The sequence below is a fragment of the Paraburkholderia steynii genome (assembly GCF_900100565.1).
GTDB lineage: Bacteria > Pseudomonadota > Gammaproteobacteria > Burkholderiales > Burkholderiaceae > Paraburkholderia > Paraburkholderia terrae.
The window spans coordinates 24,800-47,842 of sequence record NZ_FNDI01000039.1; the positions used below are offsets into that span (position 1 = coordinate 24,800).

Here is a 23,043-nt window from a genome sequence, read left to right on the forward strand (position 1 = left end):
GAACATTCTTGCGCCCCATCGCAAGGCATGTCAATGCTTGTTCCCGATTTTGCCGCACTGCGATAATTTTTTCATCATCGTTTTCCCGATGTATATGAAATCGAATTGCCGATGGAAGAAACGATCGTGCTGTGCAATGCAAAACGAGCCCGTTACTACGGGCTCGTCTGGGTCATGGGGGAACGCGCGGAACGCTTATGCACTGCGCAACCGCGTAGGCCTTCTTATTTTCGCGCAGTGCAGCATAAGACTGCATAAGACCCCGCTCGACGTCGGGCCGCGCGCAGCAAAATTGCCTTTGCGCAGCGGCAGTTAGCCGCTTTCGTCATTGGTCCGCGAGCCAGATCAGCGCGGCCATGCGGCCCGTCTCGCGATCGCGTCGATAGGAGTAGAAACGCTCGCGTTCGGTGACCGTGCAGTGGTCGCCGCCCACCACGTTCGTGATGCCGATCTGCGCGAGACGCCAACGCGCGAGCCGCGGCAGATCCGCGAGGAACTTGCCGGCATTCAGCGGGTGCTCGACGAAGGCGCTGGCGACGATATCGCGTTGTGCGCCGCCGACACCCTTCATGAAGGCGTCACGCACGTCTGGTCCGACCTCGAAGGCCTGCGGGCCGATGCATGGGCCGAGATAAGCATGCAGTACTGACATGTCAGTACACGCGAGTGATGCGACACGCTGCGCCGTATTCTCCACGACACCCGACGCGAGACCACGCCAGCCCGCGTGCGCGGCACCCACCGCGCGGCCTTGCGGATCGCATAGCAGAACGGGCATGCAATCGGCGATCATCACCACGCATACCGTCCCCGTCCGGTCGGTCACGCTGGCGTCGGCTTGCATCAACGGCTCGCCGCGCTGTGTGGCGGCCAGCACGTCGTCGGCATTCACGACGGTCGCGCCATGAACCTGCGAGAGCCACGCGGCTTCATCGTGCGCTGTCAGCTTCATCATCCGCGCGCGGTTTGCTTCCACATGCGCGGGATCGTCGCCCGACTTCCTGCCGAGATTCAGCCCGCCCGCACCATCGACGCCATCGCGCCATGTGCCGAACGGCGGCAGGCTCACGCCGCCGTTGCGCGTCGTGACGAGCGCTCGCACGCGCGACGACACGGACCACTCGGGGCGCAGCACGTCGTTCGTGGTCAGCTCAGGCAGCGTCATGCGCGGTCGTCCTTGTCGGGTGAGGCTTCGTCGTCGGCATCGTCTTCATCGTCGTAGTCGTCTTCGATCGATGCTTCGGCTTCGTCATCGTAGTCGTCGTCATACTCGTCGAAATCTTCCTGGTACGCTGCTTCGTGCTCGCGGCCAAGGCCCAACGCTTCGGACAGTTCAGCGATATCGTCGGGCACGTCGGCGCGCCATTGCATCGTGCGGCCCGTGCGCGGATGAACCAGCGCGAGCCGCCATGCATGCAGCGCCTGGCGCGCGAAGCCGCCCGGCAGCGGCGCCACCGAACGCTTGCCGCGCGCGCGTCCATAAACCGGGTCGCCCAGCAGTGGATGACCAATGTGCGCGCAATGCACGCGGATCTGATGCGTGCGGCCCGTCTCCAGATCGCAGTGAATCGCTGAAACGGGCTGCCGCTCCCAGATCGCCGAATCGATGCGCCGGAAGTGCGTGCGCGCCGGCTTGCCCGATGCGCCCGTCACCACGGCCATGCGCGTTCGCTCGCGCGGATCGCGGCCGATCGGCGCGTCGATCGTGCCTTCGTCGCGCATGTTGCCCCACACGAGCGCGAGATAGCGGCGTTTCACGGTGCGCGCCTGCAGCTGGCGCACGAGATCGGTTTGCGCTTCGAGCGTGCGCGCGACGACCATCAGCCCCGATGTCTCCTTGTCCAGCCGATGCACGATGCCCGCGCGCGGCAAGCCCGCCGCCGCGTCGCCATAGCGATGCAGCAGGCCGTTGAGCACCGTGCCGCTCCAGTTCCCCGCAGCGGGATGCACGACGAGACCGGCCGGCTTGTTGATCACGACGAGCGTGTCGTCTTCATAGACGATATCGAGCGGCACGGGTTCCGGCGTGAACGCGAGCTGCTCGGGCAGCAGATCGGGCACGAGCTCGATCGACGCGCCAAGTGGCACCGGATGGCGGATCTTCGCGGGCTGTCCGTCGACGCGCACACGTTGCGCCTCGATCCAGCTTTGCAGCCGGCTGCGTGAAAACTCCGGAAAGACTTTGGCGAGCACCTTGTCGAGCCGCTCGCCAGCAAGCTCGGACGGCACCGTGACGACGCGCGGCGTTTCGTCCGCGCGCCGCGCGGAGCCTTGCTCCGCGGCGGCTACAGCCTGTGGGGCAAGCGCGTCGTCGACGAGATCGTCGTCGAGGGTATCGGCGCCCGGGTCACCTGCCGATACGTTGGCGGGGTCGGCGCTTGGGCTATAATCTTTGTTGCTCTTCCGCGCGCCCTGACCGGGGCGCGGAGTATTGGAACGGGTCATCGAGACTGGGTCACCTGGACGTAAAGCTAGACTGGAAAATGCGAGCCTTGAACATCATTACTCAAACTGTTCGAAAGACGGTGGCCCAAAAGCTGGCCAGGAAAGCAGCCCTCTATGGCGCTTCCATGGCGGCCGTTACGCTGGTAGCGGCCTGTCACGGCCTGCCGGAAAAGACCGACGAAACGGCCACGTGGACCAACAACAAATTATATACGGAGGCGCAAGACGCCTTGAGCGGCGGCGACTTCGGCAAGTGCGCGAAATACTTCGAAGCACTCGAAGGCCGCGACCCGTTCGGCCATTTCGCGCAGCAGGCGCAGATCAACGTTGCGTACTGCAACTGGAAGGACAGCGAAACGGACGCCGCCGACCAGGCCGTCAACCGCTTCATCCAGCTTCACCCGGATCACCCGGACATCCCCTACGCGTACTACCTGAAGGGCATGATCCACTTCAACGACGATCTGGGCCTGTTCGGCCGCTTCTCGGGCCAGGACATGAGCGAGCGCGATCCGAAGTCGCTGCGCGAGTCATATGACGCGTTCAAGGTCGTCGTCGACAAGTATCCGCAGAGCAAGTACGCACCGGATGCAGCCCAGCGCATGCGCTATATCGTGAACGCGCTCGCGTCGCACGAAGTGCATGCAGCGGACTACTACTACCGCCGCGGCGCGTATGTGGCCGCCATCAACCGTGCGCAGCTCGCGATCAAGGAATACAAGAACGCGCCCGCGATCGAAGACGCGCTGCACATCATGATGCTGTCGTATCAGAAACTGGATCAGCCGCAGCTTGCGGACGACACGAAGCGCATCCTGGCCGGCACCTTCCCGGACAGCCCGTACATCACGGGCCGTGCCCGTCCGGGCAAGGAAAAGTCGTGGTGGCAGTTCTGAGCCGCCTGACCCTGACCAGATAAAAAACGCCACGGTTACATACCGTGGCGTTTTTGCTTCTGGCGTCCGCATTTCCGCGTTTCCGCGTTGGGCGGACGCTTCAGCCCGTCGCGTTCAGTCGCGCTCGAAGAGCGCAATCGACTCGACGTGCGACGTATGCGGGAACATGTTCACCACGCCCGCACCCTTCAACCGGTAGCCCGCTTCATGAACGAGCAGGCCCGCGTCACGCGCGAGCGTCGCCGGGTTGCACGACACGTAGACGATGCGCTTCGGCAACGGCCCTTCGCCGCTCTGCGCAATATCCGCCAGCGCCTTCGACACCGCGAGCGCGCCTTCGCGCGGCGGATCGATCAGGTACTTGTCGAAGTGGCCGAGCGCGCGAATGTCGTCGGCGGTGACTTCGAACAGGTTACGGCTCGCGAACGACGTATGGCTGTCGACGCCGTTTTCCTTCGCGTTGTCGAGCGCGCGCGAGGTCAGCACCTCGCTGCCTTCGATACCGACCACTTCCCGCGAGATCCGCGCGAGCGGCAGCGTGAAGTTGCCGATGCCGCAGAACAGATCGAGCACGCGGTCGGTCTTCGCGGGCGCCAGCAGGCGCAGCGCGCGGCCGACCAGCACACGGTTGATCTGATGGTTGACCTGCGTGAAGTCGGTCGGGCGGAACGGCATGCGGATGCCGTATTCGGGCAGCGTGTAGTCGAGCTGCGCATCGAGCGGATAGAACGGATAGACCGAGTCCGGACCCTTCGGCTGCAGCCAGAACTGGACGTTGTGCTGATCGGCGAAATCGCGCAGCACCTGTTCGTCGGCTTCGTTGATCGGCTCCAGAACGCGCAGCACGAGCGCCGTCACCGACGAGCCGACGGCCAGTTCGATCTGCGGCATGCGGTCGCGAATCGACAGCGCTTCGACCATGTGCCGCAGCGGCACCAGCATGTCGGACACATGCGGCGGCAGCACTTCACAGCTCGTCATATCGGCGACGTAGCTGCTCTTCTTTTCGTGGAAACCGACCAGCACGCCGCCCTTCTTCGCGACGTTGCGCACAGTCAAACGCGCGCGATAGCGGTAGCCCCACGACGGGCCGTGGATCGGCCGGAACACGGTTTCCGGGCGCAGCTTCGACAGATGCATCAGATTGTCTTCGAGCACGCGCTGCTTGACGGCGATCTGCGCGCGTACGTCGAGATGCTGCATCGAACAACCGCCGCAGATGCCAAAAAACTTGCACTGCGGGCGGGTACGGATCACGCTCTCTTTAAGGATATCGACGACCTGCGCCTGTTCGAAACTCGGCTTCTTCCGGTAGCTCGAATAGGTGACGCGTTCGCCGGGCAGCGCGCCCTCGACGAAGATGACCTTGCCGGGCGAGCCGTCTTCCGTGACGGTGCGGCCGACGCCGCGCGCTTCCATGTCGAGCGAATCGATATCGAGTTCGGGCGCCTTGAAGGGACCAGCGGCTGCGTCTTCGCGCGCCTGCTTGCTCTTTCTGGACGAGCGCGTTTTACCAATGTGGGGGACAGTTTCGGACACCTGCGACTTCCTGACAGACTGTGTAAAAGTGGGACCAAACACGAGATTGTAGACGAACGACACACACCGACGGAGATTTGACGATGCGACTGATCAGCTGGAATGTCCAGTGGGGACGCAGTGCGCACGGGGACGTGAACCTGTCGCGCACGATCGACGAGGCGCGGCGGCTCGTTGATTTCGACGTGCTGTGCCTACAGGAAGTCACGCGCGGCTTTTCGGTGCTGGCGGGCCATCCGGGCGACGACCAGTTCGCCGAGATCGCCGACGCCCTGCCCGGCTTCACGGTGCTGGAGGCGATCGGCGCGGATCTGCCCGCGCTGAAGCTGGACGCGCCGGCTGCGCCGCGGCGGCAGTTCGGCAATGCGATCGCGACGCGGCTGCCTGTTGAGCGTGTGATCCGGCATTCGTTGCCGTGGCCTGCCGATTCGGAGGCGCCGTCGATGCAGCGCGTCGCGCTTGAGGCTGTGCTGCGCGCACCGGGCGGGTCGGTGCGGGTGATCGTTACGCATCTGGAGTTTTATTCGCTTAAGCAGCGGATTGCGCAGGTTGATCGGCTGCGCCAGTTGCAGCAGGAGGCTGCGGGGCATGCGGCGCACCCCGTACCCGCCGAGAACGCCATTGGGCCTTTTGCTGATACCGGGCGGCCTGTCAGTGCGCTCGTGTGTGGCGATTTCAATAGCGCATACGATAGTGAAGCCTACCGGCGGATGCTGGAGCCGCTCGACGGTAGTCCTTCTTTTATCGATGCGTGGACTGCGTTGCATCCTGGGGAGACGCCGCCTATGACGGCGGGTGTCTATGACAAGGTCCAGTGGGCAGATGGGCCGCTGACGTGTGATTTCGTATTTGTCACCGAGGATTTGCGGACGCGGTTACGAAGGTGTGAGGTCGATGGCGCGACCCGCGCTTCGGATCATCAGCCGATTGTCGTAGAGATGGGTTGAGTTTTGTTGTCTGCGACGCTGGGGTGGTTTGCTGGTGTTTGCGCTGGCATCCGCGATTTGTTATCTAGCTTCACGCGTCGCCCCTGTGCGGGGCGGCACCTACTTTTCTTTGCCGCCGCAAAGAAAAGTAGGCAAAAGAAAGCGGCTAACACCGCCAGTTCCTGTGTTTGCCTGAGGGCCCCCAAAGGGTCTTACGCTTCACACGGCAATCACGTGACCCATGTTCGTTGCCGACGCTCTTGCGCTGCGCCTCACCCGCTTCACGCACCCGCGCTACTCCATGCCGTGCCAGGTATTCCACGGCCGCCCAGGTGGCAAACTGTGTGTAGGTTGTCGCGTCGCACAGGGTAGCGCTCTTACAGGGTTGAACGCATGCGCTATCGGTCCGAAGTGAGGCGAGTGAGGTGCTACGGCCTACACACAGTTTGCCACCTGGGCGGCACATACCGTTCGCTGCCGCTTGCCCGGGTACGGGCATTCGAAGCGGGTGAGGCGTTCATTCGAAGCGTTGGCAACCAGCCCCAACCAGGGCACTGCCGTGTGAAGCGTGGGGACGTTGAGGGCCCGTGGATAAGAACACGGGCTGGCGGTGTGAGCCGCTTTCTTTTGCCTACTTTTCTTTGCGGCGGCAAAGAAAAGTAGGTGCCGCCCCGCACAGGGGCGACGCTTGAAGCACGAAGACATCGCGCGGATGCCAGCAAAACACAAGCAAACCAAACAGTCCGCGCCGCAAGCCGAAGTCGCAATACCGCGCGCAACCCACCCAGCGCCGCAGACACCAAACCCACTAATTATCAAACGCAGCGAGATACTCAGCCCAATGAGGCGCCGCCTCCTGCGCAAGGGAGTTCTTCACGAGTGCGATTTCATCCGCATACTCCTCCGGCGAAAACCCACCCCGCATCAACTGAAACCGACAATAAAGCAGATAAGTATTAACGACATCCGTCTCACAGTAGTTACGAATCTCATCGATCCGCCCCGCCTGAAACGCATGCCACACCTGCCCACCATCCATCCCGAGCTTGCCGGGAAAGCCACACAACTTGGCAAGCGCATCGAGCGGCGCATTCGCCCGCGCCTGATACATCGCCAGCACATCCATCAAATCAGTATGCCGCGCGTGGTATCGGCTGATGTAGTTGTTCCACTTGAAATCGCGGTCATCCTCGCCAAGATCCCAAAACCGGTTCGCGCGAATGCCATTCACCATCGCACGGTAATTCAGCACCGGCAAATCAAAGCCACCACCATTCCACGACACGAGCTGCGGCGTGTACTTCTCGATCGTGCGATAAAACGACTGCACGAGCGAAGCCTCGCCATCCGAAGTCGTGCCAAGCGAACGCACCCGAAAACCATTGTTGTCGCGGAACACGCATGAAATCGCCGCGACACGTTGCAGGTGATGCGGCAGAAAATCACTGCCCGTCTTCTCGCGCCGCGCCGCAAACGCGTGTTCGGCCACTTCTTCGTCGGACATCGTTGCGGGAAGACTTTCAAGCCGGCGAATGCCGGCGACATCGGGAATCGTCTCGATGTCGAATACCAGAATTGGAGTCATCAGTTTCTAGAGAACAGCGTCCTTCCGAACGCCATTGGACGCAAAGAAGCGCTTCAGACGCACCAGCGCCTCTTGCTGGATCTGGCGCACACGCTCGCGCGTGAGGCCCATTTCGTCGGCGAGTTCTTCGAGCGTGGCCGGTTCGATGTGATTCAGCCCAAAGCGGCGCTCGATCACATGACGATGTTTGTCCGACAGCCGCGCGAGCCACGCGCGCGTCAGCGTCTCAAGCTCGCGGTGCTGCACCTCGGCATCGGGCGACTGGCTCTGGTCATCCGACAACAGATCGAGCAGGCTGCTCGCCGGGTCGAGATCGAGCGGCGCATCGAGCGACGCGGTGTGCTCGTTCAAGGCGAGGATATCCGTGACTTCGTCCGTCGTCTTGCCCGTGAGATACGCAATGTCGTCGATGCTTGCGTCGCGGCGCTCGGCCGCTTCGCCCGAATTCATCGAATTCTTTTCGAGGTGGCGCTTCGCGCGCAACACCTGGTTCAGCTCGCGGATCACATGCACGGGCAGTCGCACCGTACGCGCCTGATTCATGATCGCGCGCTCGATGCTCTGGCGAATCCACCAGGTCGCGTACGTCGAGAAACGGAAGCCGCGCGTCGGATCGAACTTTTCGATGGCGTGCATCAGGCCGAGGTTGCCCTCTTCGATCAGATCGAGCAGCGGCACGCCGCGATTCAGATAGCCCTTCGCGATGCTGACCACCAAGCGCAGGTTGCGCTCGATCATCACCTGGCGCGCTTCGAATTCGCCCGCCTTCGCGAGACGCGAATAGCGCTGCTCTTCCTCGACGGTGAGCAGCGGCTTCACGCTGATCCGGTTCAGGTAGTGCTGGATCGTGTCGGCCGTGAGTTCGGCCTGCAGCAGCGCGCGGAAATCGTCGGCGTCGGGAGCGGAATCGTTTGCGCTTTCGCGCCCCTCAGATTCCTCGTCGCGACCCGACGCACGCTCTTCGGGATCGTTCGCGTTGTCGAGGTCCTCGACGTTGTCGTCATCGACCTCCGAAGCGCCAGCGTCGTCCACCGAAACAGGCGTGGCACGGCTCACGGACTCAGTCTCTGCTTGCGACGGGCGGCGCTTCGATTTCGGCATGGTCGTATCGCTTGGCTTATTGCGGCGGCAAATACTTCATTGGGTCGACAGGCTTACCCTGGCGGCGAACTTCGAAATGCAACATCACGCGGTCCGAATCACTGTTGCCCATTTCGGCGATCTTCTGACCTTTGGTCACCGCGTCACCCTCTTTTACCATCAAAGCACGATTATGTGCATACGCTGTGAGATACGTCGCGTCATGTTTGATGATAATGAGATTGCCGTAACCGCGCAGCCCATTTCCTGCATAAACCACGCGACCATCGGCGGAAGCCTTTACCGCTTCACCCGCCGATCCGCCGATGTTCACGCCTTTGTTCTTCGAATCATCAAAGCCGTTCAACAACGGACCACGCACGGGCCACGCAAACGTCACGTTGCCGTTCGACGCCGTCGCGTCGCTGGCGGCGGGCGGCGGCGTGATCGGCTGTGTACCTGACGCGCCCGGCGCCGCACCGTAAATGGGCGGCTGGTTGGCCGCGCCCGCCGACGGCGCCGGCTGCACGCCCGCAATTGGCGCGTTCTGCACCGCGCCACCGCCAATCGGCGCGGTCGCGACACCCGGCACCACTGGCGCGCCGTTCGCGCCCGGCGGCGCCACGCGCAGCAACTGGTCGACTTCGATCTGGTTCGGGTTCGTCAGGTTGTTCCACGCGGCGATGTCGCGATAGTTTTGACCGTTTTCGAGCGCGATCCTATACAAGGTATCGCCAGGCTTCACTCGGTAGTAGCCCGGAGGCGGCGGGCCGAGCGGCACGGCCGGCTGCGCGCCGGGCGCGGCGCCCGCCTGCGTGACGGTGCCGAGGGTGCCGGAGCGATCGACGACGGGCGCGTTATCGAGCCGCGTTGCACATGCGGCCAGGACGGACAGCATGGCCACGCAAACGCTGCGCTGAGCGACGGACAACGGGACATTCAGGCTTGTTCTTTGCATCGCGCGAAACATACTCATCGGGGTTAAATCACTCCGGATTTTAAGGGGACAAAGAAAACGCGATCAAGCCGCGATTCGCGCCACTGCGCGGGCCCCGTGCGCTCGACGAGCGTGAGTACCTGCGACTGTCCGTCCTGCGATCCGACAGGCGCCACGAGCCGCGCACCAATGGCAAGCTGCTCCAGCAGCGCCTGCGGCACATCGAGTCCAGCTGCCGCGATCACGATCGCATCGAACGGTGCAGCGGCCGGCAAACCGATCCGTCCGTCGCCGTAGTGCAGGCGGATGTTCGGGATGCGCAGCGGACGCAGGTTCGTCTTCGCGCGCTCGTAAAGCGGCTTGATGCGTTCAATCGAATACACGTCGCGCGCGACGTGGCTCAGCACCGCGGCCTGATAGCCACAGCCGGTGCCGATTTCCAGCACGTTCGCGAGCGTGCGGCCCTGCGCGGCCAGCTCGATCATCCGCGCGACCACGGAAGGCTTCGAGATCGTCTGGTGATGGCCGATCGGCAGCGCCGCGTCCTCGTAAGCCTGCGTCGCGAGGCCAGGATCGACGAACATATGACGCGGCACCATCGCCATCGCGTCGAGCACGCGCGGGTCCGTGATGCCGTTCGCCCGCAGCCTTTCGACCATCCGCTCGCGCACGCGTTCTGACGTCAGCGTGACGGCGCTCGTCAACGCGACGTTGGGCGCGCCCGTGCGCTCGAACACCGCCGTCACGGGACGCGGCAACTGGTTGCGCGCGCCGTCATTGCGGATCGTGGTTGCGCCTTTCGTATTGACGATTGCGGACGGACTTTTTGTAATCGCGGGCGTGCGCGCGGACGAACCGGCCGTTTTCGCGTTCGAATTGAGGATGCCTGTCGCGCCCTTCGCGCCCGCCGGCGTTTTTGCGGCTACGGTGCCGCTCACGCCGTTGCGCGTGCGGCCTGCTGCCGGCGCGTTCAGATTGGGTACGGCCGTCTTGGTTGCGGCAGGCTTCGATGCAGCCGACTTGGCCACACCTGCTTTCGCGCCGCGCGCGTCCGCCCGGCGCGGCTCGCGCACCAGGTCTTCGAGTCCAAGCGGAAAGCGCTTTGCGCGCTCGCCCGTCATGAAGCGCCGCTCCCGGCGCTCAGCCAGTCGCGCGCCGCGGGCAGCATAGCCGTATGGGTCAGATCGAGTTGCAGCGGCGTGATCGACACGAGGCCGTTGGCCACCGCGTGGAAGTCGGTGCCTTCGCTGGCATCGCGCGCGCCGCCCGCCGGCCCGATCCAGTAGATCGGCTCGCCGCGCGGATTGCTCTGCCGGATCACCGGCTGCGACGGATGTCGCTTGCCGAGGCGCGTGATGCGCCACTCGCGCAACTGCTCGTAAGGCAGGTTCGGAATGTTGACATTCAGCAACGGATAACCGGGCAACGGACGCTCGAGATAATGCGCGACGATTTCGGCGGCAACACGCGTCGCGTCTTCGAGATGCACCCAGTCTTTATCGACGAGTGAAAACGCGATGGCGGGCACGTTGAACATGATGCCTTCCGTCGCCGCGGCGACGGTGCCCGAGTACAGCGTGTCCTCGCCCATGTTCTGCCCGTTGTTGATGCCGGACACGACGAGATCGGGCGTGTGATCGAGCATGCCCGTCAGCGCGATGTGGACGGAATCGGTCGGCGTGCCGTTCACGTAGTAGAAGCCGTTGGCCGAGCGCAGCACCGACAGCGGGCGCGACAGCGTCAGCGAATTCGACGCGCCGCTGCAATTCTGTTCGGGAGCCATCACGGTGACATCGGCGAGCGGCTTCAGCGCTTCGTAAAGCGCAGCAAGGCCTGGCGCCAGATAACCGTCGTCATTGCTGAGTAGGATTCGCATCCGGCGATTGTAACCGAGGAAACAAGGCACGCGAACGACACACGGGCCCCGCGCATGCCTATGCTTTCATGCAGCGTGGCATGTGTGCAGCAGCCTGGCGAAAGCGCACGGTCGTTCGAGCTTGCTTTACACTGCTTCGCTATAAGGGTTCGGCAAGATGGCGACTGATTTGCTTCGTTGCTGCGCACCCGTTGCGCGAAGCACGCGACCGGCACGCACTCGAAAGCACGCTTATGAAACATGCATGAACCCGTGAAGCCTGCAACGCACATTGACCGATGGGAGACACGATGCGCGCAATCCGCTGCAACCAGTACGGCCCGCCTGAAAGCTTGAGCATCGAGGAACTGCCCGATCTCGTGCCGCAAGCCGGACAGATCGCAATCGACGTCAAAGCGGCAAGCGTCAACTTTCCCGACGTGCTGATCATCCAGAACAAATATCAGTTCAAACCGCCCCTGCCCTTTACTCCCGGCGCGGAAGTCGCGGGTATCGTGCGCGCCGTCGGCGACGGCGTCACGCAGTTCAGGCCGGGCATGCGCGTGGTCGCCTACACGCAGCAAGGCGGCTTCGCCGAGCAGGCCGTCGCGGACGCGAGCGCATGCGTGCCGTTGCCCGAAGACGCCGACCTCGAAACGGCAGCCGTCTTCACCCTCGCCTATGGCACGTCGCATCACGCCGTGGTCGATCGCGCGGCACTGAAAGCGGGCGAGACGATGCTCGTGCTCGGCGCGGCCGGCGGCGTAGGACTCGCCGCCGTCGAAATCGGCAAGGCGCTCGGCGCACGCGTGATCGCGGCGGCATCGAGCGACGAGAAGCTCGCGACCTGCGTCGCGCACGGTGCCGATGCAACCATCAACTACGCGACGGAAGACCTGCGTGAGCGCATCAAGGCGCTCACGGACGGCAACGGGCCCGATGTGATTTACGACCCTGTCGGCGGCAGTTATGCGGAGCCGGCATTTCGCAGCATCGGCTGGCGCGGGCGCTATCTCGTCGTCGGCTTTGCGAACGGCGAGATTCCGAAGCTGCCGTTCAATCTCGCGCTGCTGAAAGGCGCGAGCATCGTCGGCGTGTTCTGGGGCGATTTCGCGCGGCGTGAGCCGCAACGCAATGCCGCCGCGTTTCAGCAGATGCTCGGCTGGATTCGCGAAGGCAAGCTCACGCCGCTCGTGTCGGCGCGTTATCCGCTCGAAGACACGGCGCGCGCGCTCAACGACATGGCGCAGCGGCGCGTGCTCGGCAAGATCGTGATCACGCCGTAGGCATGCGTGGAAACACCAGGCAAAACGGCGCGTGACCTTCACAGGTCACGCGCCGTTTTCAATTGGAACGTCAGGCGATCAGAGCTTTTCGGTTTCGCCGCTCTTCGGCTGCCACTTCATCAAGCGCTTTTCCAGCGCGCCGACGATCGCATCGAGTATCAGCGCGAAGGCCGTCAGCACGAGAATGCCGGCAAACACGGTGTTGATGTCGAACGTGCCTTCGGCCTGCAGGATCAGATAGCCGACGCCGCGCGCCGAACCCAGATACTCGCCCACCACCGAGCCGACGAACGCCAGCCCGACCGACGTATGCAGGCTCGAGAACACCCAGCTCATCGCGCTCGGCAGATAGACGGCGCGCAGCAGCTGCTTGCGGTTCGCGCCGAGCATGCGTGCGTTCGCGAGCACCACGGGGCTCACTTCCTTCACGCCCTGATAGACGTTGAAGAACACGATGAAGAACACGAGCGTCACACCGAGCGCGACCTTCGACCAGATGCCGAGGCCGAACCACACACCGAAAATCGGCGCGAGAATTACGCGCGGCATCGAGTTGGCGGCTTTGATATACGGATCAAACAACGCGCTCGCGAGCGGCGACAGCGCGAGCCACAAGCCCACGCCCAATCCGAGCACCGTGCCGAGCGCGAACGCGAGCACGGTTTCGATCAGCGTGATCCACAGATGCAGATAGATTTCACCGGACGCGAACCATTCCCAGATCCGCATGAGCACTTTCTGCGGCTCGCCGAAGAAGAACGCGGCCTTGTTCGCGTCGTCGAAATAGAACGCGGGTAGCAGCGTCGGGCTTGTCAGCACATACCAGAGCACGAAGCACAGCACGAGCAGCAGCCACTGCCAGATCACGAGGTTCGCGCGGTTCGGGCGCAATGCTTTCCACATCTCAGTTGCCCTCCGGCGCGACCGTCAGTTGCTGCTGATAACCCTTGAGCACTTCATCGCGCAGCACGCTCCAGATCTGCGCATGCAGTTCGACGAAGCGCGGATGCGAGCGCACTTCGGCGACATCGCGCGGGCGCGGCAGATCGATCGTGAACTCACCGATCGGCCGCGTGCCCGGCCCCGCCGACAGCACCACGACGCGGTCCGACATCGCGATCGCTTCATCCAGATCGTGCGTGATGAAGAGCACGGCCTTGCGCTTCGCGGCCCACAGGTCGAGCAGTTCGTTTTCCATCAGCTGGCGCGTCTGGATGTCGAGCGCGGAAAACGGCTCGTCCATCAGGATGATGTCGGGATCGAGGATCAGCGTCTGCGCCATCGCGACCCGCTTTCTCATGCCGCCCGACAACTGATGCGGATAACGGTCCCCGAACCCGCCGAGACCAACGCGCTTCAACCATTCATCGGCGCGCGCGAGGGCTTCGGCGCGCGGCACGTTGCGGAACAACAGTCCCGCCAGCACGTTGTCGAGCGCCGAGCGCCACGGCATCAGCGCGTCGGCCTGGAACATGTAGCCCGCGCGCCGGTTGATGCCCTTGAGCGGCTCGCCAAACACCGTCACCGCGCCCGAGGACGGCTCCAGCAGCCCCGCGCCGACGTTCAGCAAGGTCGACTTGCCGCAGCCCGTCGGGCCGACCACGGAAACGAACTCGCCCGGCGCGATGCGCAGCGTTGTGTCCTTGACGGCGGTGTAGCTTTGCCCGCGCTTCTCGCGCGACGCAAACGTGCAGGTGATGTTTTCGAGCGCCAGGGCGGCAACGGTCATCGTTCGGCTCGCTTGTTTCGATGCTTTGGTGGTTCGATGTCGCTACGTCGTGACACGGCCGGGCTACCGCCCGCACGCGCGTCGCCGGGCGAAAGCCCGGCACGGATCGAGGTTGAATCGAAGTTTAGATCGCGCGTTATGCCTTGACCGTCGCGAGCGCCTTCTTCACGAAGTCGTTCGTCCAGGTCTTCGACAGATCGATCGGCTTACCCTTTATCGTCTCGTCGAACGCCTGCAGCGTCTTCAGCGACGTTGCGGGGCCGTCGGCGGGCATCAGGCCATCGGGCGACATCGCCTCTTTCACGTGCTGCCACGCATCCAGATACAGCGCGCGGTCGCCGAGCAGGTACGACTCGGGCACGGTGTTGATCAGCTCGGTCCCCGTCGCTGTCTGCAGCCACTTGAGCGCGCGCACCATCGCGTTAGTGAGCGCCTGCGTCGTGTTCGGATTCTTGCTGATGAACGATTGCGAGGCGTACAGGCAGCCGGCCGGCATGTTGCCGCCGAACACCGTGCGCGTGTCGCTGAGCGTGCGCGTATCCGACACGACGCGAATCTCGCCCGAGCGTTCGAGCTTGGTCATCACGGGATCGAGATTGGCGAGCGCGTCGATCTGGCCGGACTGCAACGCGGCGATCGCGCCCGCGCCCGCACCGACGCCGATGAACGACACGTCCTTCGCCGTCAACCCGGCTTTGGCGAGCACGAAGCTCGCCATGATCGACGTCGACGAGCCCGGCGCCGTTACGCCGATTTTCTTGCCCTTCAGATCTGCGATCGACTTGTAGTTCGCCATCGTCTTCTTCGACACGGCGAGCACGATCTGCGGCGCGCGTCCTTGCAGCACGAATTCGCGGAAGTACTGGTTTTTCGCCTGCAACAGCAGCGTATGCTCGAACGCGCCCGACACCACATCCGCGCTGCCACCGACAGCCGCCTTCAACGCCTGCGAGCCGCCCGCGAAATCGGAGATTTCGATTTCGAGCCCTTCGTCCTTGAAGAAATTGCGGCGCTCGGCGATGGTGAGCGGCAGGTAGTAGAAAAGATTCTTGCCGCCGACAGCGATCGCGACTTTCGACGTCTCCAGCTTGCTTTGCGCGAACGCGAGCGGCGAGCCGACGAGCGAGGCGCCCGCGAGTGCCGCGCCGCCTGCGAGGAAGCTTCTTCGTTGCATGGTCCTGTCTCCGGTTTTTTGTTCTGTCGCGGGCTGATCCGCCCCGTCTTCGTGCGCTAGCGTGTGTGCCCGCTACACGATCTGTTGCGCGTGCAACCTTGCAATGTGGTCCGCATCATAACCCAGCGTTTGCAGAACTTCATCCGTATGTTCACCCAGTTCCGGCCCGAGCCAGCGTGTCTCGCCGGGCGTCTCCGAGAGCTTCGGCGTGACGTTCGGCAGCGTGATGTCGCGGCCGTCCTGCCACTTGAACGTCTGGATCATCTGGCGCGCGACGTACTGCGGATCGGTGAACATGTCGGCCACGCTGTAGATGCGGCCGACGGGCACGTCGGCGGCGTTCAGCACGTCGAGCGCTTCGTCGATCGTGCGGCTGGCTAGCCAAGCGGCGATCGCGCCGTCGATCTCCTGCGTGCGCGGCACGCGGCCATCGTTATGCGTCAGCGCCGGATCGTTCGCGAGATCTTCGCGGTCGATCGCGAGCATCAGGCGCTTGAAAATCGGATCGCTATTGCCGCCGATCACGATGCTGCCGTCGCGGCACGGATACGTGTTGGAAGGCACGATACCCGGCAGCGATGCGCCCGTGCGCTCGCGCACCATGCCGTACACGCCGTATTCGGGCACCACGCTTTCCATCATGTTGAACACGGCCTCGTACAGCGCGACATCGACGACCTGCCCTTTGCCGCCGTTCACCTGCCGGTGATGCAGCGCCATCAGCGCGCCGATCACGCCATGCAGCGCCGCGATCGAATCGCCGATCGAAATGCCGATGCGCGGCGGCGGCAAGTCGGGATAACCGGTGATATGCCGCAGCCCGCCCATCGATTCGGCGATCGCGCCAAAGCCGGGACGGTCGCGATACGGGCCCGTCTGACCATAGCCGGACAGACGCACCATCACGAGACCGGGATTCTCCGCCGACAGCGCGTCATAGCCGAGCCCGAGCTTTTCAAGCAGGCCTGGCCGGAAATTTTCGACCACGATATCCGCTTCCTTCGCGAGCTTGCGGACGATTTCCTTGCCTTCGTCGGCTTTCAGATTGATCGTTACGGACTTTTTATTGCGCGCCTGCACGGCCCACCACAGCGACGTGCCGCCCACTTCGGGATACAGCTTGCGCCACTTGCGCAGCGGATCGCCGCCCTTCGGATCTTCGATCTTGATCACGTCCGCGCCAAACTCGCCGAGAAAACGCGCTGCGAACGGACCCGCGATCAGCGTGCCGAGTTCGAGCACCTTGACGCCCGCGAGCGGTCCCTTGGGCTTTTCCGCTTCGGTTTTTTCCGTTGGCGTTGAAGTGGATGCGCTCATGTGTCTCCTGATCTTCGTTGTGCTGGCCGGGCGATCCTGTTGTCACGCGTCGTGGTTCGGACGACGCGCCGTTACATCGAACGCCTGTCGAGCATTGCGCGCGCGATCGTGCCCGCGTCGACATATTCGAGTTCGCCGCCCACGGGCACGCCACGCGCGAGCCGCGTGACGGAGAGGCCGCGTGCCTTGAGCGTCTGGCCGAGATAATGGGCCGTCGCCTCGCCTTCGTTGGTGAAGTTGGTCGCGAGCACGACTTCCTTGACGATGCCGTCCGACGCGCGTCTGACGAGCCGGTCGAAATGGATTTCTTTGGGGCCGATGCCATCGAGCGGACTGAGGCGCCCCATCAGCACGAAATACAGCCCGCGATAAGTCATGGTCTGTTCGAGCATGATCTGGTCGGCAGGTGTTTCGACGACGCACAGCAGCGTCGGATCGCGCTCGGCGTCACTGCAGACCTCGCAGATCTGCGCTTCCGTGAACGTGTTGCACTTCTCGCAGTGCTGCAGATGCTCGGTGGCGAACAGCAGCGAGCGGCCGAGCTTTTCGGCGCCTTCCCGATCGTGCTGCATCAGGTGATACGCCATGCGCTGCGCGGACTTCGGACCGACGCCGGGCAGCGCGCGCAGCGCTTCGACGAGCGCCGACAAGGCGGAAGGTTGTTTCATGCTGGTACGGCGGCGTCGACGTGTAGTGGGTTGAATCGCGGATGTGTTCCAGCGAGCGAAGCCGCGCCATTCGACAACGAACGGCGAACGCGCGGGCCTATGGCCATGAGGCCATGCGCCGCGCGCGACACGCTGCGCGTTGTTAGAACGGCAGCTTGAATCCCGGCGGCAACGGCAGGCCGGAGGTCATACCGCCCATCTTTTCCTGCGCGGTGGCTTCCGCCTTGCGCACGGCATCGTTGAAGGCAGCGGCGACGAGATCTTCGAGCATGTCCTTGTCGTCGGCGAGCAGGCTCGGATCGATCGATACGCGGCGCACGTCGTTCTTGCAGGTCATCGTCACCTTGACGAGGCCCGCACCCGACTGCCCCTCGACTTCGATCAGCGCGAGTTGCTCCTGCATCTTCTTCATGTTTTCTTGCATCTGCTGGGCCTGCTTCATCAGCCCGGCGAGTTGACCTTTCATCATGGACTTGCTCCTTCGTAATAATGGATTCGGTTGGGCGCGTGCGCGTCGGCGTGACGGGAGGCGCGCGCGGAAGTCAGTGGCCGGCCGCGCTCTGGCCGCCTTCGGCGCCCGGCGCGAGCGGGCGAACGGAGCCCGGCACGATGCTCGCGCCGAATTCGCGGATCAGCGACTGCACGAACGGATCGGCGCCGATCTCGCGCTCGGCTTCCTGCTGGCGTTTCGCGCGTTCGATCGAGTCGAGCACGGCGGCCGTGCGCCGCACCGGGCCGACTTCGACCTGCACGTCGATTTCGCTGCCCAGCCGCTCGGCCAGCGCCGCCTTGAGCTTCGCGACCTGCGCGGATTCGGTGTAGAGCTGGACCGCGACGTTGAGCTTGAGCGTCTTGCCCTCGACGGCCATCAGTTCGCTGTTGAACGCGAGCTGATAGGAGATGCCCTTGAGCGGCAGCGTGACGGCAAGCGCCGGCCAATCGCCTTCGACGCCGATCGCATCGAGCGGCACGGCGGGCGGCAGCGTGCGGATATCGACGACGGGCGCGGCTGTCGCGACGGGCGCAGCGGGCGCATTGCCTCGCCCGACTAGCATGTCGTCCGGGCCGCTGTCGAAGACGGGAATGAAGTTGTCGTCGGAAGCCGCGAAGAACGCATCGTCCGACGATGCGGGCATGTAGTCGTCGGGCGGAATGTCATCCCACGGCGGGACGCCAGAGGCGCCCTGCGGCTGTGCGGCACGCGGCGTCTGCGTGCGCGCGGCGTTTTCCTGTTGCGCGGCGGCCGCGGCCGCGGCGCGGCGGGCGGGATCGGGCGTCGGCACGCGCACGGCGACGCGCGGCGCGGCGGGTTTGGCCGGTGCCGCAGGCGTCGCTGACGCGGGCGCGGCGGAGGCCGGACGGCTTCCCGTCGATACCTTCAGGCCCGCATTGCGCAGCACGTCGAGCGCGGCGCTCGCACCACCTGCGCGGCGCGGAGCGGATTCGGTCTGCGTGGAGGAATCATCTGCCGGCGCAGCGTTATCTTGTTGCCCGATCGACGCAACCGGCGAATCGACGTTCGCTGTCGATTCGGCTGAGGTCGAAGCCGCAGCCACCGACAGCGGCGTGACGGCGGCATCGACAGGCGCGGCCTGAATTTCAGGCGCAGGCTCTGGCGACACGGCCGGCTCAGGAACGGCTTGCGGCTGAACCGGCGCCGGTTCGGGTTTCGCCACCGGAGCGACGCGGGGTGCAATGGCAACGGTAGTAGCCGCTGGCGCATCGCTCGTGCGAGCCTGCGGCGCGGCAGCAGCAGCCGCCGCGACAGGCGCGCCCGTCCGCTTTGCTCCAGCAGCCGGGACGCTCGAGCGGCCAGCCGGCGTCACGCCGCCTCCGCCGCCACCGTTCGGGGCCGGTTCGAACGCGAGCATGCGCAGCAGCGTCATCGTAAAGCCTGCGTATTCGTCAGGCGCAAGGCCCAGCTCGCTTCGGCCGATCGTGGCGATCTGATAGAACAGTTGCACCTGCTCGGGACTCAGCGTGTCAGCGAAACGGCGCAGGTCGGCGGCTTCCGGCCACTCATCCAGCACCGACGACGGCGAAAACTGCGCCCACGCGATCTTGTGCAACAGGCTCGCCAGATCCTGCAGCGCGGTCGAGAACGACAGACTGCGCAATGCCATTTCGTCGGCAACCGACAGCACGGCCGCGCCCTCGCCCGCGACGAGCGCGTCGAGCAGGCGGATCAGATAGCTTTGATCGAGCGCGCCAAGCATGCCGCGCACGGCTTCCTCGGTGACCTGGTTCGCCGAGTAGGCGATGGCCTGATCGGTCAGCGACAACGCATCGCGCATCGAGCCGTCTGCGGCGCGCGCGAGCAGGCGCAGCGCCTGCGCTTCGTGCGGAATGTTCTCTTCGCCGAGAATGTGCTCGAGGTGCGACACGATATGCCCTGCCGGCATCTGCTTCAGGTTGAACTGAAGACAGCGCGACAGCACCGTGACGGGAATCTTTTGCGGGTCGGTCGTGGCGAGGATGAACTTGACGTGCGGCGGCGGCTCTTCCAGCGTCTTCAACATCGCGTTGAACGCGTGGTTCGTCAGCATGTGTACTTCGTCGATCATGTAGACCTTGAAGCGCGCATCGACGGGCGCGTACACCGCGCGCTCCAGCAGCGCAGCCATTTCATCGACGCCGCGATTGCTCGCCGCGTCCATCTCGACATAATCGACGAAGCGCCCTTCATCGATCTCGCGGCACGCACGGCACACGCCGCATGGCGTAGACGTGACGCCCGTTTCACAGTTGAGCGCCTTCGCGAAGATCCGCGACAGCGTCGTCTTGCCGACGCCCCGCGTGCCGGTAAACAGATAGGCGTGGTGCAGACGGCCGCCGTCGAGCGCGTGCGTGAGCGCGCGCACCACGTGCTCCTGTCCGACGAGCGAAGCGAAATCCTTCGGCCGCCATTTGCGTGCGAGAACTTGATAGGTCATCCGGAAATTGTATCAGCAAGACTGACGCGTAAAGACGAATCGATAACGCGCCCGATAGCGCGTTCAAGCGAGGCGTGACAACGCTCTGACGCTTCATTGAATTTCGCTAAGGGAGCGATAGAAGATGCCGCGTTTCGAACGACGCCGCAAAGAGAACAAACAGGGGAAATAAAGCGAAGGAAAAAAGGAAGGTGACGAGCCTGACCCTCGGCACTGGCGGAAAACGGCTGTGGCTGCTTCGTTCCCGACCTGACCAGGTTGACCGCACCTCCATGCGAGGAGGCCCGTCACGTCGTATTCTAACATCGCTCGTTGCGCCGCGCGAGAGGCTCGCAGACAAAACGCGCAGAAACCCCGTTCAAACTTCGTCGCCACCCTCTTGTGTTCGCGCGCGTGAACTCCAGATAGGTGATGTCACGAGGGAGCTGCCGCGCTTCGCATCGACACAGGCATCACGTGAAGTGATGTAAAGGCGCGGCGCGAAACCCTACTGTCGGAATGCGTACTATCACGACGGGCAACGCATAGCAATTTAGGCTAAACTGACGTTCAAGTGGCCCGCAAAGCCAAGCCAGCCCGCCCTCCTGAAGGTGTCCCCACGATACTTCCCGCGGCGCGTTTCATGGTTTGTCCTGTGGCAAAGCGAACGGAAAGTTTTCTGATTTTGTTGTATCGTGGCGGGCATTCAAAGCAGGCCTCGAACCGAAAGAGGTATTCACACAAATGAGCGAACACATCAAGCATATTAGCGACGCGTCGTTTGAACAGGACGTCGTCAAATCCGACAAACCCGTACTGCTCGATTTCTGGGCGGAATGGTGTGGCCCGTGCAAGATGATCGCGCCGATCCTCGACGAAGTTGCGAAGGACTACGCTGATCGCCTGCAGATCGCCAAGATCAATGTCGACGAACATCAATCCACGCCCGTCAAGTTCGGCGTGCGCGGCATCCCCACGCTGATCCTCTTCAAGAACGGCGCGGTCGCTGCACAAAAGGTCGGCGCACTGTCGAAGTCGCAACTCACCGCGTTCCTCGACGGCAACCTTTAATCTGCATACACGGCACGCGCCAGCCAGCGCGTGCCCGGCTCGCGCAGTGCGTCGGCAATGAAGCAACGCCGCGCATGAGGCGAGCCGCATGATTCTTGTTGTCGCTGGACAACAATGACAACAAGAATCATGCGCCGACAAAGAACCGGCCGCGCAGGCTGGTTTTGGCGTGTGCTATGCTAGAATCCACAAAACGTCGAAAAGACGGGTAAGTCCTTGAGCGGTTCCGCTCACTTCTCCTCCCAGATTTCATTTCAGGTCGCACCTTCTCTGCGGGTTCTCCGTATGCATTTATCCGAGCTTAAGACTCAGCACGTTTCCCAATTGATCGAGATGGCCAATGGTCTCGAGATCGAAAGTGCGAACCGCCTGCGCAAGCAGGAACTGATGTTCGCCATTCTAAAAAAACGCGCCAAAACGGGCGAAACGATCTTCGGTGACGGCACCCTCGAAGTGCTGCCGGACGGCTTCGGCTTCCTGCGCTCGCCGGAAACCTCGTATCTCGCCAGCACGGACGACATTTACATCAGCCCGTCGCAGATCCGCCGCTTCAACCTGCATACAGGCGACACGATCGAAGGTGAAGTCCGCACGCCGAAGGACGGCGAGCGCTACTTCGCGCTGGTGAAGGTCGACAAGGTCAACGGCCAGCCGCCGGAAGCCTCGAAGCACAAGATCATGTTCGAGAATCTGACGCCGCTGCACCCGAACAAGGTGCTGCTGCTCGAACGTGAGATGCGTGGCGAAGAAAACGTCACGGGCCGGATCATCGACATGATCGCGCCGATCGGCAAGGGCCAGCGCGGTCTGCTCGTCGCGTCGCCGAAGTCCGGTAAGACCGTGATGCTTCAGCACATCGCGCATGCGATCAAGCAGAACCATCCGGACGTGATCCTGTTCGTGCTGCTGATCGACGAACGTCCTGAAGAAGTGACGGAAATGCAGCGCTCGGTGGCGGGCGAAGTCATTGCTTCGACCTTCGACGAACCGGCCGCGCGTCACGTGCAGGTCGCCGAAATGGTGATCGAAAAAGCCAAGCGCCTCGTCGAAATGAAGAACGACGTCGTGATTCTGCTCGACTCGATCACGCGTCTCGCACGCGCCTACAACACGGTTGTCCCGGCATCGGGCAAGGTGCTGACGGGTGGTGTCGACGCGAACGCGCTGCAACGTCCGAAGCGCTTCTTCGGCGCGGCCCGTAACATCGAGGAAGGCGGTTCGCTGACCATCATCGGCACGGCGCTGATCGAAACGGGCAGCCGCATGGACGACGTGATCTATGAAGAGTTCAAGGGCACGGGCAACATGGAAGTGCATCTCGAGCGCCGTCTCGCGGAAAAGCGCGTCTATCCGTCGATCAACCTGAACAAGTCCGGCACGCGTCGCGAAGAACTGCTCATCAAGCCCGAGATCCTGCAAAAGATCTGGGTGCTGCGCAAGTTCATCCACGACATGGACGAAGTCGAAGCAATGGAATTCCTGCTCGACAAGATCCGCCAGACGAAGAACAACGCCGAGTTCTTCGACATGATGCGTCGCGGCGGCGGCTAAATAGCCATCGCACCCGTCGACGTTCGCGTCCACAAAAAACGCCTGCTTTCGAGCAGGCGTTTTTTTATTTTC

Annotated in this window: 20 protein-coding genes and 1 other RNA gene; 5 read left to right on the top strand and 16 right to left on the bottom strand. The window is 63.3% G+C overall.

Annotation, left to right across the window (positions count from 1 at the left end):
* Positions 1-325: 325 nt before the first annotated feature.
* Together pgeF and BLT65_RS40755 are read right to left on the bottom strand one after the other, a co-directional pair.
* The gene (pgeF, locus tag BLT65_RS40750; RefSeq protein ID WP_091789426.1) at positions 326-1,165 is read right to left on the bottom strand and encodes a peptidoglycan editing factor PgeF; all 840 of its coding nucleotides are present in this window, start codon (positions 1,163-1,165) and stop codon (positions 326-328) included.
* On the bottom strand, positions 1,162-2,445 hold the full coding sequence (locus tag BLT65_RS40755) for an RluA family pseudouridine synthase (protein WP_091789429.1): 1,284 nt from the start codon (positions 2,443-2,445) through the stop codon (positions 1,162-1,164). The genes pgeF and BLT65_RS40755 overlap by 4 nt, the downstream gene beginning before the upstream one ends.
* Before the next feature lie 38 nt (positions 2,446-2,483).
* Between BLT65_RS40755 and BLT65_RS40760 the strand changes: the two genes are divergently transcribed.
* On the top strand, positions 2,484-3,341 hold the full coding sequence (locus BLT65_RS40760) for an outer membrane protein assembly factor BamD (protein WP_042312200.1): 858 nt from the start codon (positions 2,484-2,486) through the stop codon (positions 3,339-3,341).
* Positions 3,342-3,455: 114 nt separating this feature from the next.
* Here BLT65_RS40760 and rlmD read toward each other — a convergent pair whose 3' ends face one another.
* The gene (gene rlmD / locus BLT65_RS40765; RefSeq protein WP_042312285.1) at positions 3,456-4,880 is read right to left on the bottom strand and encodes a 23S rRNA (uracil(1939)-C(5))-methyltransferase RlmD; all 1,425 of its coding nucleotides are present in this window, start codon (positions 4,878-4,880) and stop codon (positions 3,456-3,458) included.
* Positions 4,881-4,963: 83 nt separating this feature from the next.
* On the opposite strand from rlmD, the gene BLT65_RS40770 reads away from it, so the two are divergent.
* Positions 4,964-5,827, top strand: a complete 864-nt coding sequence (locus BLT65_RS40770; protein ID WP_091789432.1) for an endonuclease/exonuclease/phosphatase family protein — start codon at positions 4,964-4,966, stop codon at positions 5,825-5,827.
* Between the two features lie 787 nt (positions 5,828-6,614).
* On the opposite strand, the gene BLT65_RS40775 is transcribed toward BLT65_RS40770, so the two are convergent.
* Genes BLT65_RS40775 through surE form a run of 5 tightly spaced genes read right to left on the bottom strand, consistent with a single transcriptional unit; the run spans position 6,615 to position 11,284 of the window.
* Entirely contained in the window at positions 6,615-7,391 is a 777-nt protein-coding gene (locus BLT65_RS40775; protein WP_042315127.1) for a 3'-5' exonuclease, read from the bottom strand.
* 6 nt (positions 7,392-7,397) lie between these two features.
* A complete protein-coding gene (rpoS, locus tag BLT65_RS40780; protein WP_042315126.1) occupies positions 7,398-8,492 on the bottom strand; it encodes an RNA polymerase sigma factor RpoS in 1,095 nt (364 codons plus the stop codon).
* Positions 8,493-8,508: 16 nt separating this feature from the next.
* Entirely contained in the window at positions 8,509-9,447 is a 939-nt protein-coding gene (locus BLT65_RS40785) for a peptidoglycan DD-metalloendopeptidase family protein (protein ID WP_091789435.1), read from the bottom strand.
* A 5-nt stretch (positions 9,448-9,452) separates the two neighbouring features.
* Positions 9,453-10,529, bottom strand: a complete 1,077-nt coding sequence (locus BLT65_RS40790) for a protein-L-isoaspartate(D-aspartate) O-methyltransferase (RefSeq protein ID WP_091789438.1) — start codon at positions 10,527-10,529, stop codon at positions 9,453-9,455.
* Positions 10,526-11,284: a 5'/3'-nucleotidase SurE gene (gene surE, locus BLT65_RS40795; protein ID WP_042315123.1), complete on the bottom strand. Its 759-nt coding sequence runs from the start codon at positions 11,282-11,284 to the stop codon at positions 10,526-10,528. Before surE ends, BLT65_RS40790 begins: the two co-directional genes overlap by 4 nt.
* 290 nt (positions 11,285-11,574) lie before the next feature.
* On the opposite strand from surE, the gene BLT65_RS40800 reads away from it, so the two are divergent.
* On the top strand, positions 11,575-12,549 hold the full coding sequence (locus BLT65_RS40800; protein WP_091789492.1) for an NADPH:quinone oxidoreductase family protein: 975 nt from the start codon (positions 11,575-11,577) through the stop codon (positions 12,547-12,549).
* Positions 12,550-12,627: 78 nt separating this feature from the next.
* Here BLT65_RS40800 and BLT65_RS40805 read toward each other — a convergent pair whose 3' ends face one another.
* The 8 genes from BLT65_RS40805 to ffs form a co-directional block, all read right to left on the bottom strand.
* Complete coding sequence (locus tag BLT65_RS40805; protein ID WP_091789441.1) at positions 12,628-13,452, bottom strand: ABC transporter permease; 825 nt, start codon at positions 13,450-13,452, stop codon at positions 12,628-12,630.
* 1 nt (position 13,453) lies between these two features.
* Positions 13,454-14,278 (bottom strand): ABC transporter ATP-binding protein, encoded by an 825-nt coding sequence (locus tag BLT65_RS40810; protein WP_091789444.1) that lies wholly within the window; start codon positions 14,276-14,278, stop codon positions 13,454-13,456.
* A gap of 136 nt (positions 14,279-14,414) precedes the next feature.
* Positions 14,415-15,452: an ABC transporter substrate-binding protein gene (locus BLT65_RS40815; RefSeq protein WP_007586488.1), complete on the bottom strand. Its 1,038-nt coding sequence runs from the start codon at positions 15,450-15,452 to the stop codon at positions 14,415-14,417.
* A 72-nt stretch (positions 15,453-15,524) separates the two neighbouring features.
* The gene (locus BLT65_RS40820) at positions 15,525-16,769 is read right to left on the bottom strand and encodes a CaiB/BaiF CoA transferase family protein (protein ID WP_091789447.1); all 1,245 of its coding nucleotides are present in this window, start codon (positions 16,767-16,769) and stop codon (positions 15,525-15,527) included.
* Between the two features lie 71 nt (positions 16,770-16,840).
* Complete coding sequence (recR, locus tag BLT65_RS40825; protein ID WP_042315131.1) at positions 16,841-17,437, bottom strand: recombination mediator RecR; 597 nt, start codon at positions 17,435-17,437, stop codon at positions 16,841-16,843.
* Between the two features lie 142 nt (positions 17,438-17,579).
* Positions 17,580-17,906 carry a YbaB/EbfC family nucleoid-associated protein gene (locus BLT65_RS40830; RefSeq protein ID WP_007182071.1) on the bottom strand — a complete coding sequence of 109 codons (327 nt, stop codon included), beginning with the start codon at positions 17,904-17,906 and terminating at the stop codon, positions 17,580-17,582.
* Between the two features lie 73 nt (positions 17,907-17,979).
* Complete coding sequence (dnaX, locus tag BLT65_RS40835; RefSeq protein WP_091789450.1) at positions 17,980-20,370, bottom strand: DNA polymerase III subunit gamma/tau; 2,391 nt, start codon at positions 20,368-20,370, stop codon at positions 17,980-17,982.
* A 190-nt stretch (positions 20,371-20,560) separates the two neighbouring features.
* Positions 20,561-20,659, bottom strand: an RNA gene (ffs, locus tag BLT65_RS40840) — signal recognition particle sRNA small type.
* 434 nt (positions 20,660-21,093) lie between these two features.
* Between ffs and trxA the strand changes: the two genes are divergently transcribed.
* Together trxA and rho are read left to right on the top strand one after the other, a co-directional pair.
* Positions 21,094-21,420 carry a thioredoxin TrxA gene (gene trxA / locus BLT65_RS40845; protein WP_007586494.1) on the top strand — a complete coding sequence of 109 codons (327 nt, stop codon included), beginning with the start codon at positions 21,094-21,096 and terminating at the stop codon, positions 21,418-21,420.
* A 285-nt stretch (positions 21,421-21,705) separates the two neighbouring features.
* On the top strand, positions 21,706-22,971 hold the full coding sequence (rho, locus tag BLT65_RS40850) for a transcription termination factor Rho (RefSeq protein WP_007586495.1): 1,266 nt from the start codon (positions 21,706-21,708) through the stop codon (positions 22,969-22,971).
* Positions 22,972-23,043: the final 72 nt, after the last annotated feature.